Source organism: Streptococcus sp. 20925_1_24, from assembly GCF_041432335.1.
GTDB classification, from domain to species: domain Bacteria; phylum Bacillota; class Bacilli; order Lactobacillales; family Streptococcaceae; genus Streptococcus; species Streptococcus mitis_BM.
Genome location: NZ_JAPVZM010000031.1, coordinates 1 through 584 on the forward strand (window position 1 = coordinate 1; position 584 = coordinate 584).

The 584-nt window shown below is 41.8% G+C and carries 1 protein-coding gene; it reads right to left on the bottom strand.

Going from position 1 to position 584, the window contains the following annotated elements:
* Positions 1-584, bottom strand: a 584-nt coding sequence (locus O3650_RS09565; RefSeq protein WP_371492029.1) for an ISL3 family transposase, incomplete at both ends; no start/stop codon positions are given.

The window sequence follows — 584 nt, forward strand, 5'->3', positions numbered from 1 at the left end:
TGAATGAGTTTCCAGTAGCGTTTGATGGCCTTGTATTCATGGGATTTTCGCTCAAATTGATTCATGATTTGGACACGGACACGACTCATAGCACGGCTTAGATGTTGGACAATGTGAAAGCGGTCAAGAACGATTTTAGCGTTAGGAAAAAGTTTACTGGCAATATCGTAGTAAGGGCTAAACATATCCATCGTAATGATTTTCACCTGACAACGAACAGCTCGCTCGTAGCGCAGAAAGTGATTTCGGATGATAGCCTGTGTTCTGCCTTCAAGAACAGTGATAATGTTGAGCTTGTCAAAATCTTGTGCAATAAAGCTCATCTTTCCCTTTGTAAAAGCGTACTCGTCCCAGGACATAATCTCAGGGAGGTAAGAAAAATCAGACTTAAAACGGAAGTCATTGAGCTTACGAATGACAGTTGAAGTTGAAATAGCCAGCTGATGAGCAATATCGGTCATAGAAGTCTTTTCAATCAGCTTTTGCGCAATCTTTTGGTTGATGATACGAGGAATTTGATGATTCTTCTTGACGAGTGAGGTCTCGGCGACCATCACCTTCGAGCAATGATAGCACTTGAAACG